This window comes from Haloferax sp. Atlit-6N, from assembly GCF_003383195.1.
Classification (GTDB): domain Archaea; phylum Halobacteriota; class Halobacteria; order Halobacteriales; family Haloferacaceae; genus Haloferax; species Haloferax gibbonsii.
Genome location: NZ_QEQJ01000386.1, coordinates 1 through 441, shown reverse-complemented (window position 1 = coordinate 441; position 441 = coordinate 1). Strand labels below are relative to the sequence as shown.

The following is a 441-nucleotide window of genomic DNA, read 5'->3' as shown; positions in this document are numbered from 1 at the left end:
CACCGTACATCTCCTCGAAGTCGGTATGGATCGCGTCCAAGAGCCCCGTGTCGTATGTGCTCGTCGTCGTCGTCAACGTGAGCGTTTCACCGGATAAGTCTGCTTGTGCCTGCTGGCTCTGCTCACCGCCGGTGACCTGTGAGCACCCTGCGAGCCCCGTGGCACCCACGACGGCACCCATCTTGAGGAACGATCGTCGAGAGGTCGCCCCACTGAGCCGAGATCGTCTTCCATCGTCCGCGGTCGAACGTTGTTCCGACATAGATACAACCATCGTTCTCTCAGGGGAGACATAACGCTTTTGCTCGCTAACACGTACCGAACGGTATGGACGTCCGTCCTTCGTTCGACACGTACATCGGCAGCGACGGGGTGACGCTCGACTCACGCCACGTCGCCCTGTTGCGGGCGATCGATCGGGAAGGGTCGCTCAACAACGCT

Annotated in this window: 1 pseudogene; it reads right to left on the bottom strand. The window is 60.3% G+C overall.

Going from position 1 to position 441, the window contains the following annotated elements:
• Window positions 1-181, bottom strand: a pseudogene (locus DEQ92_RS22875) (molybdenum transporter); the annotation flags it as partial.
• Window positions 182-441 lie beyond the last annotated feature (260 nt).